The sequence below is a fragment of the Ascidiimonas aurantiaca genome (assembly GCF_037646345.1).
Lineage (GTDB): Bacteria > Bacteroidota > Bacteroidia > Flavobacteriales > Flavobacteriaceae > Ascidiimonas > Ascidiimonas aurantiaca.
The window spans coordinates 1-7,508 of sequence record NZ_JBBEWR010000025.1; the positions used below are offsets into that span (position 1 = coordinate 1).

At 45.0% G+C, this 7,508-nt stretch carries 9 protein-coding genes; 7 read left to right on the forward strand and 2 right to left on the reverse strand.

Translation table 11 applies throughout. The features are described from left to right. The 3 genes from WAO84_RS16860 to WAO84_RS16870 form a co-directional block, all read left to right on the forward strand. The coding region (locus WAO84_RS16860; RefSeq protein ID WP_340067299.1) for an RHS repeat domain-containing protein at positions 1 to 1,117 on the forward strand (1,117 nt) is incomplete at its 5' end. Between the two features lie 4 nt (positions 1,118 to 1,121). Beyond that, complete coding sequence (locus tag WAO84_RS16865; RefSeq protein ID WP_340067300.1) at positions 1,122 to 1,595, forward strand: hypothetical protein; 474 nt, start codon at positions 1,122 to 1,124, stop codon at positions 1,593 to 1,595. 256 nt (positions 1,596 to 1,851) lie between these two features. Beyond that, positions 1,852 to 2,310, forward strand: a complete 459-nt coding sequence (locus WAO84_RS16870) for a hypothetical protein (protein ID WP_340067301.1) — start codon at positions 1,852 to 1,854, stop codon at positions 2,308 to 2,310. Between the two features lie 43 nt (positions 2,311 to 2,353). On the opposite strand, the gene WAO84_RS16875 is transcribed toward WAO84_RS16870, so the two are convergent. Continuing rightward, on the reverse strand, positions 2,354 to 2,701 hold the full coding sequence (locus WAO84_RS16875) for a helix-turn-helix domain-containing protein (RefSeq protein WP_340067303.1): 348 nt from the start codon (positions 2,699 to 2,701) through the stop codon (positions 2,354 to 2,356). A 156-nt stretch (positions 2,702 to 2,857) separates the two neighbouring features. Between WAO84_RS16875 and WAO84_RS16880 the strand changes: the two genes are divergently transcribed. The 4 genes from WAO84_RS16880 (at position 2,858) to WAO84_RS16895 (ending at position 6,817) form a co-directional block, all read left to right on the forward strand. After that, positions 2,858 to 4,477 carry a hypothetical protein gene (locus tag WAO84_RS16880; RefSeq protein WP_340067305.1) on the forward strand — a complete coding sequence of 540 codons (1,620 nt, stop codon included), beginning with the start codon at positions 2,858 to 2,860 and terminating at the stop codon, positions 4,475 to 4,477. A 42-nt stretch (positions 4,478 to 4,519) separates the two neighbouring features. Continuing rightward, positions 4,520 to 5,437 (forward strand): tyrosine-type recombinase/integrase, encoded by a 918-nt coding sequence (locus WAO84_RS16885; protein WP_340067307.1) that lies wholly within the window; start codon positions 4,520 to 4,522, stop codon positions 5,435 to 5,437. Beyond that, the gene (locus tag WAO84_RS16890) at positions 5,434 to 6,321 is read left to right on the forward strand and encodes a tyrosine-type recombinase/integrase (protein WP_340067308.1); all 888 of its coding nucleotides are present in this window, start codon (positions 5,434 to 5,436) and stop codon (positions 6,319 to 6,321) included. The genes WAO84_RS16885 and WAO84_RS16890 overlap by 4 nt, the downstream gene beginning before the upstream one ends. 223 nt (positions 6,322 to 6,544) lie before the next feature. After that, positions 6,545 to 6,817 (forward strand): hypothetical protein, encoded by a 273-nt coding sequence (locus WAO84_RS16895; protein ID WP_340067310.1) that lies wholly within the window; start codon positions 6,545 to 6,547, stop codon positions 6,815 to 6,817. A 119-nt stretch (positions 6,818 to 6,936) separates the two neighbouring features. Here the strand turns inward: WAO84_RS16895 and WAO84_RS16900 are convergent, their stop codons facing one another. After that, the gene (locus WAO84_RS16900; protein ID WP_340067312.1) at positions 6,937 to 7,191 is read right to left on the reverse strand and encodes a hypothetical protein; all 255 of its coding nucleotides are present in this window, start codon (positions 7,189 to 7,191) and stop codon (positions 6,937 to 6,939) included. Between the last annotated feature and the right edge of the window lie 317 nt (positions 7,192 to 7,508).

Below are 7,508 nucleotides of genomic sequence, written 5' to 3' on the forward strand. Positions count from 1 at the left end.
CTATGAGAACGGCCAACTGCAATTTTTTAACACCTCCGAAGGCTATGTATATAAAGACGGTGGCGGGCAGTTTAGGTATGTGTATCAGTATAGAGACCATCTGGAGAATATTCGTGTAAGTTATAGCGATGGTAACGGGGATGGTACCATTTCCCAGGATGAGCTTATTGAAGAGAATACCTACTACCCCTTCGGGTTAAGGGTACGTGGGGTAAATGATGGCATAGGCGCTTTAGGGAACAGTGTGGCCCAACGCTGGAAGTTTGGCGGGAAGGAGTTGCAGGACGAGCTGAACCTGCAATGGTATGATATTACCGCTAGGAACTATGACCCTGCTCTGGGAAGATGGATGAACATAGACCCCTTAGCCGAGCAGATGCGTAGGCATAGCCCGTATAACTATGCGTTTGATAATCCTATCATATTCCAAGACCCAGATGGTATGGCTCCTTTCACAGACCTATTCGATAAAAATGGTAAAAAAATAGGAACTGATGGCGTTGATAATGGTGTCAAAGTAGTTGTTACTGATAATGAGAAAGCAAATGAAATCAGCAAGATTGAAGGAAATGTCAATCTTGACCAAGTTGGTTTAAGTGCTAATAATGCTGTAGTTCTTCCAGACGATGCTACACTCCAAGAAAGTTTAAATGTTTTAGATAGGCAGGAAGCAAACGGAGGTAGGAGAGAAGAAGCATCAACTGTAGTTGAAAATGGGAGAAGGATAAATAGAGCAGAGACCGGAAGTGAACCAACTATTACTAAGCAAAGTGATGGCACTTATAGTGCCACGGCGGAAACCAATATACCTGAAACCCCATTATTGCCAGGAGAGGAAATAACAGCCACAATTCATTCGCATCCAACGGAAGCTATCGAGCAAGATGGGCAAGTATTCCCTTTCTCAGCCAATACGCCAACAGCTGGTTCGGATACAGAGGCGTTCAAGAATGTCAGGACAAATATAATTGTTGGGCCGATTAGTGGTAGTGTGACTAGAGGGTCGGATGGCAAACTTATTGATAGTAGAACTAAAGGAGTGTCAATATTTAACAATAAATCACAGCTCCAAATATCGCTACCAGCAAAAACAGTTAAGAAAATATTAGGAAACTAAAATTATGAGAATATTTATAAGTATCGTTTTAATCATCAGCTCTTTTTACGTTTCTTTTGGTCAAGAAGAGAAAGAATTTGATATAGTAATAGTAATTGACGATGTAGTGGCTAATAATGTTGAAAACCTTAAAATGAAACTTACAGATACAAGAGGTGATTATTTTACAGTATCACCAAAATATCATCCGGGAAGTTTTATGGTTAAACAATCACAATATGAAAAGATGATGTCAGAGGATATAAAATCTATCGAAATTACTTTTTCATACAATAGTGAACATAAGGGAAAATCAAAAGGCTATTACTATACCATAAATTATGGTAAGAAATGGTTAAAAGAACCGTTTAGTGTGTTGAGCATCTATAATTTAGATAGAAAAAAATATAAGCGATTGTACGAGCCAATTAATAGCGACGTTAAATATAGTGCATCAATTGATTTTGGACATTACAGTATTCTAAACTTGAAACAATAATAAAAAAGCCACCCTTCTGAAGTGCCCCCAAAAAGTTAGACACTATTGGGGGGGTATTTTTATGCGTTAGCCTTTTTGGTTTTAAAATCACGAACAAAAGCATCAATAGGAAGGCCTTATGATGGAAATGTGATCTATGTTCCGGTCATCAATGTCAAAACGGAAGGAGTGACAACGCAAAAGGCTCAAAGAGTTGGTTATGATTTAGGGATCAAATTAAGAAACTAGACTTTATAAAATGAATAAATCATTATATATGAGATTTTACATAAGAATATTTTTATTAGTATTTTTTTTAATCATTATTGGATGCCAAAAAAATAGGACGATTCATTTTTATTCTAAAGACAAAGCACAATGTATAACTGTAATTGATGAAGGAAATTATCGGTTCATAATGGATGGTAAACATTCTTCTATTTCATCAGACAATTTTGTAAAGTTGAGTATGAAAAATGTAGATGAAATATCAGATGTACTATACATTTGTTGGAAGAACCAGATTTATGAATGGGAGATTGTATCGAACAAGTCAGAAGTGATAGAGAATAATTTGGATAAAAAAAAATTTGTAATCAATACATCACTGCCAATGGATGATAGGAACATTCCTACTGAAAGCAAGTTTAGGAAGGATAACTGTGCTATATTCTATTATTATTTAGATAGGCTCACCCCTGATAAAGGAGCGACTGTTGAGATAGTTAATTATTAGATGTAGGAGCAATAACTTAAAAACCACCTTCGGGGTGGTTTTTTTATGTCATTCGTTTTTGCAGATCGTATTTAAGCAGAAATGACTCTAAGAGTTCTTTTACAATATCTTTTTTATCCTGCGGTAACTGTTCTACCCTTTGGAACAGGTTAAGCAGTTCGCGGTCGTTCAAAGTGGCTTCTGCCTGTTCTTGGCTGGAACCACTCATAAGGTAATCGGAAGTAACCCCTAGGGTACTTGCAATTTTAGATAATACTTCCCCAGAGGGTTTTACGCCCTTACTCTCGTAACGTCCGATCTGTGTATAATGTACATCCACCATTTTACCCAACTCTGATTGGGAAAGTCCTTTATCCTGTCTTGCTTTTTTAAGGCGTTCACCGAAACTCATGATACATAAAATGCTTTATAATCTTCACAAATCTACCAAATACGCACAAGGATACCAATAAAAATAAAGAGGGTGTGCATAAAATAAAGCAATAAAGTTTGGTTTAAATAAAGAGAATAAGTAATATTGTGTGCAAATAAGCACAACTAAAAACTTATGAACACTCTTGATACTTCCAACCCCCACAACTACGCATACCTGCCTGACGGCAAGGCAGGCACCACCAAGCATTTAGAAATCCACATTTTAGGAGGTTTAAAGACCGGTAAGATGGAGAGCCTTCGGGTGACCCTGAGCATACAGCGCATCGGCAAGCTCAGCGACCCGCATAATGTATTGCGCCACTCGCTTGACCTGTATAACGATACCCAAGTGGAGAAGTTTACCAGGAAAGTAGCCGAGCGACTGGAGATAGGCACCAGTATAGTGAGAAGCACCCTGCAGGCCCTTACCAAAGAGTTGGAAAATTATCGTTTTTTACTGATCGCCAAAGAGCAGGAGGCTGCCCGCCCGTTTTTTAAGGCACTTACCGGAGCAGCGGAAAAAGAGGCCGTACGATTTTTAAAGCAAAAAGAGGTATTAAAAAAGACCAACGACCTTATCGGGAAAAGCGGGGTGATAGGCGAAGAGACCAACCGCCTGCTGATGTACCTCATATTTACATCACGAAAGACCAACAACCCTTTGCACTGCATCAGCCTGGGCAGTAGTGGGGTGGGCAAGACCCACCTGCAGAGCAAAGTAGCCGAGCTTATCCCCGAAGAAGACAAAATAGAGATTACCGTACTCTCGGCCAACGCGTTTTATTACTTCAATCGCACAGAGTTACAACACAAACTCATATTGATCGAAGACCTGGACGGAGCGGAAAGCGTACTGTACCCGCTCCGGGAACTGCAGAGCAAAAAGCGCATTACCAAAACCGTGGTACATAAAGATGCCAAAGGCACGACCAAGACGGTACATTTAACGGTAGAGGGCCCTGTAAGCGTGGCCGGTTGTACCACCCAGGAACGCGTTTACGAGGATAACAGCAATAGAAGCTTCTTACTCTACATCGATGAAAGCCACGAACAGGACATTAGAATAATGAATTACCAACGGTTGATCAGTGCAGGAAAAGTAAACGAGGACGAGGAATTTAAAGCAGCAGAGCTTCTCTGCAATGTGCAGCGGGTACTAAAGCCTATAAAGGTCATTAACCCTTTTGCGGAATACCTGGCACTGCCTGAGAGTGTATTTAAACCGCGAAGGACCAACAGCCACTATTTACAGTTTATCGAGGCCATTACCTTCTATAAGCAATACCAACGGGAGCAGAAAACCAATGAGGAAACGGGTGAAATGTTTATAGAGACTACGATTGAAGATATAGAGGAAGCCAACGCGTTGATCATGGATGTTTTACTGCGTAAAAGTGATACGCTTACCGGGGCCTGCCGTGATCATTTAGAAAGGCTGAAAGCCTATTTACAAGAGAACAACCAGACCACTTTTACCAATGCGGAGATACGGCGGCACCTGCGGGTAAAAGAAACCACGTTGCGACGTTACCATGCTCAACTATTGGCAGAGCAGTATATACGAAGGGTTAAAAAAGCCAGGACGGGCGACCGGAGTTACTGTTTTGAGATTACAGATGTGAACGAATACCAGACCCTTAAAGCGCAAATAAACCATGCTTTACATGCCTGCGTGTCGAGGCTCTCGACCGCCACACCGCCAGCGGTTCGCCAGGGGCCACATGGCGAAGTTAACGAGCAGCAGGCTAACTAGTTATGTACAGTTCGCCATTTTTTTAAAAAAACCATCAGGGCCATGAAAAAATTACCTTTACACACCCGCAGTTATCAGGAAGTACTGCGCTCTTATCAGCACTGGCTGGACATACTGGGGTACAGTAGCAGTACCCGTACCAACTACCCGCGGTACCTTCGGGAGTTTTTACATGGTATGGAGCAGCAGGGCCATACCTGTTTAGACAGCATTACCGCAGCGGCTGTTAAGGCGTACTACCGGTATTTACGGGAGCGTCCCAATCACCTTAGTGGCGGGGGTCTTAGCGGTGCGTGTTTAAACCAGCACCAGCAGGCCCTGCGCAAGTTTAACGAATACCTGAAACACCACGGGGGGCGTCCGTTGCCGTTGCATTTAAAAGCTGAATCAGGCCAGGAGAGCCCACGGGTGGTGCTTACCCAGAGTGAAATACGCGCGCTGTTCAAAGCTACCGAGGTTACCGGGAATGTGCTGCGTATCCGTCTTCGGGATCAGGCCCTTCTGGTAGTGTTGTACGGTTGCGGGCTTCGGGTAAATGAGGCCGTACAGTTAGACCGTAAAGATCTTTTTTTTGAGAAAGCATTGCTGCATGTACGTGCGGGGAAGAACTACAAAGAGCGGTATGTACCGGTCACGTTACAGAATCTGGCTGTTTTAGAGGATTATCTGTATGAGGGTCGGCCGCTGTTTTACCGTTCGGGGGCCAGTGAGGCCTTTTTTATAGGTTCCCAGGGGTTGCGCCTGGGCCCTCAGAGTATGGGTAACCGGCTGGATGCTCTGGTAGCGGCCAGTACTCACCCCGGCTTATCAGAGAAGCGTCCCACCCCGCACAGCCTGCGCCACAGCATTGCCACCCACCTTTTACAACAGGGCGCCCCTATGGAAGGTATCCGGCAGTTTTTAGGGCATGCTTCTTTAGAGACCACCCAACTCTACACCCACTTATTAGAACAGGTATGAACTTTAGCACCTATTTAGAAAAAGAAGGCTTTAGCAGCCGCAGCCGTAAGAGCTATGTATATCAGAGCGAGCGGTTTATGCGCTGGGCCCTGCAGGAGCAGGTAGCCTTAGCCGCTGTGAACTACCCCTGTGCGGTGGCCTATGTAGCCTACCTGAAAACACAGCACAGCAATATACGCACCATAAACAGTAAGATTGCCGGTACCCGGCAGTATTTTAACTACCTGATGGCTACCGGATGTGTGGCGGCCAACCCCTTTAGTACACTATGGGTACGTGGGGAGACGTCCCAAAAGATGCTTACCGGGCTGTTAAGCCGTGAAGAACTGGAAGACCTGTATTACAATTACCCCGTTGATGCCGACCCCCGGGGGTATGCCCGCCGGGCCCGTAAGCGCAATAAAGTAATGGTAGGGCTTATGGTATATCAGGGGTTGCGTACCGTAGAGATGGCGCGTTTAGAGACGGGCCATATAGCGCTGCATAAAGGGAGGCTTCACATCCCTGGCGGTCGTATGGGGGCACGCAGAGACCTGGCGTTACAGTCATGGCAGGTACTGGATCTTATGGAATACCTGCAGGAAATACGCCCGGCGTTGTGCCGTGGGGGGAAAGAGGGTTGTGAAGATCTGTTCCCTGTGGCCGGGGGGCGGCTTACCGATACAGTAGGGGGTATCATGAAAACCCTGAAAACGATGAACCGCAAGATCACCAAACCGCACCAGTTGCGTGCCAGTGTGATTGTACAGTGGCTTACCATGTACAACCTTCGGGAGGTGCAGGTGATGGCCGGCCACCGGCGCATAAGTACTACCGAGCGGTACCTTCAGGAAGACCTTAAGCAGTTGCAGGACATGGTAAGCACGTACCACCCTTTGCGGTGAACTGTCTATAAACATTTATAATCTGATATGTATGAAAACCCATAACCGAAGTCCCTGAAACAGAAAGATAATCTTATTTTTGCTCCTTGAAACTGTAACACGTTAACCAGTACGTTAACTAAAATACGCCCGTTATGCCTGCAAGAAGGGAAACCCTTGCGCTGTATGTTACAGTACAGAAGGAAGGCTAAGGCGGGTTTTTCAATCCTTAAAAACTGTAACAATGAATCCATACGAATTTACCGCCCGGTACGGCTGTACTGTGCATACCGATCCCGCTACGGGTGAGCGTTATATAAAATTACCTATTACCGATTTAGACGAGTTAGGCTATATGCAGCAGGCCCTTTTACAGGCGGCTTTGCTACTTACCCGCACTACCGACCCACCCGGGAAAGCAGATGACAACAGCCTTTACTGGCTCTGTAAGATCCTTTTGGCCAGTTACCCGCAGGACGAACTGGAAGGGTTGGCCGAATGGCTTAAAAGCTCCTGAGTTGCCTCTTTTATCAAAGCGTTACCCGATCTTTTTAAGTTCGGGTTTTTTTATTGGAGTGGGTTATTTCACCACAGGCGGGTTATAAGGTGTTCGCTTCGCCCCTTCTATGCTCGTTTTTACAAGTCTGTAAAAATCTTCGCTTCCCTGCTTCTGCTGCGCTCACCCGCAACTTTTTTTATTGCGCTGTGCGCAACAAAGCGTTGCTTCATCAGGCTCGCCGCTTTGTGCCTCGCCCTACTGCGGGTTTTTAAGGAAAAGTAGTTTTTATAAAGCGGATTAAAAACCCTTGTGGCGCCCACACGCTGCTCATACTTCGCAGACCCTGTGTGTCCGTCAGGCTCGGCGCTCGCTACGGCTTCGCCTTTTATCATTACTGCGTAAGGCTTTTTAGCTTGTTGGTGTGACGTTCAATCGCCACTAGGGCTCTCATTTTTAAAGCGGAAGATCCCCAGGCCTGATCCCAGGCAGCTCTTCCGCTTTAAAAACGTTCCGCTGAAGCACGAACGGCGCGGGATGTTACTTAGGGGGTTCGTTCTTCAGCGGAATGCAACAACCCAGCCAGCCGCAGGCATGGCGCAGGGCGTTAGCGGGTTGGCTGTAGCGGCTATTTTATATAATGGCGTTATGGCTATCGGCTACAGGTGTACCATAACTGCGCATTATGTAAAGATAGCTTTGGGAAGTCCTG

Coding starts and splice junctions, on each gene's coding strand:
- WAO84_RS16865 (WP_340067300.1), top strand. CDS start 1,122: ATGAGAATATTTATAAGTATCGTTTTAATCATCAGCTCTTTTTACGTT.
- WAO84_RS16870 (WP_340067301.1), top strand. CDS start 1,852: ATGAGATTTTACATAAGAATATTTTTATTAGTATTTTTTTTAATCATT.
- WAO84_RS16875 (WP_340067303.1), bottom strand. CDS start 2,701: ATGAGTTTCGGTGAACGCCTTAAAAAAGCAAGACAGGATAAAGGACTT.
- WAO84_RS16880 (WP_340067305.1), top strand. CDS start 2,858: ATGAACACTCTTGATACTTCCAACCCCCACAACTACGCATACCTGCCT.
- WAO84_RS16885 (WP_340067307.1), top strand. CDS start 4,520: ATGAAAAAATTACCTTTACACACCCGCAGTTATCAGGAAGTACTGCGC.
- WAO84_RS16890 (WP_340067308.1), top strand. CDS start 5,434: ATGAACTTTAGCACCTATTTAGAAAAAGAAGGCTTTAGCAGCCGCAGC.
- WAO84_RS16895 (WP_340067310.1), top strand. CDS start 6,545: ATGAATCCATACGAATTTACCGCCCGGTACGGCTGTACTGTGCATACC.
- WAO84_RS16900 (WP_340067312.1), bottom strand. CDS start 7,191: ATGATAAAAGGCGAAGCCGTAGCGAGCGCCGAGCCTGACGGACACACA.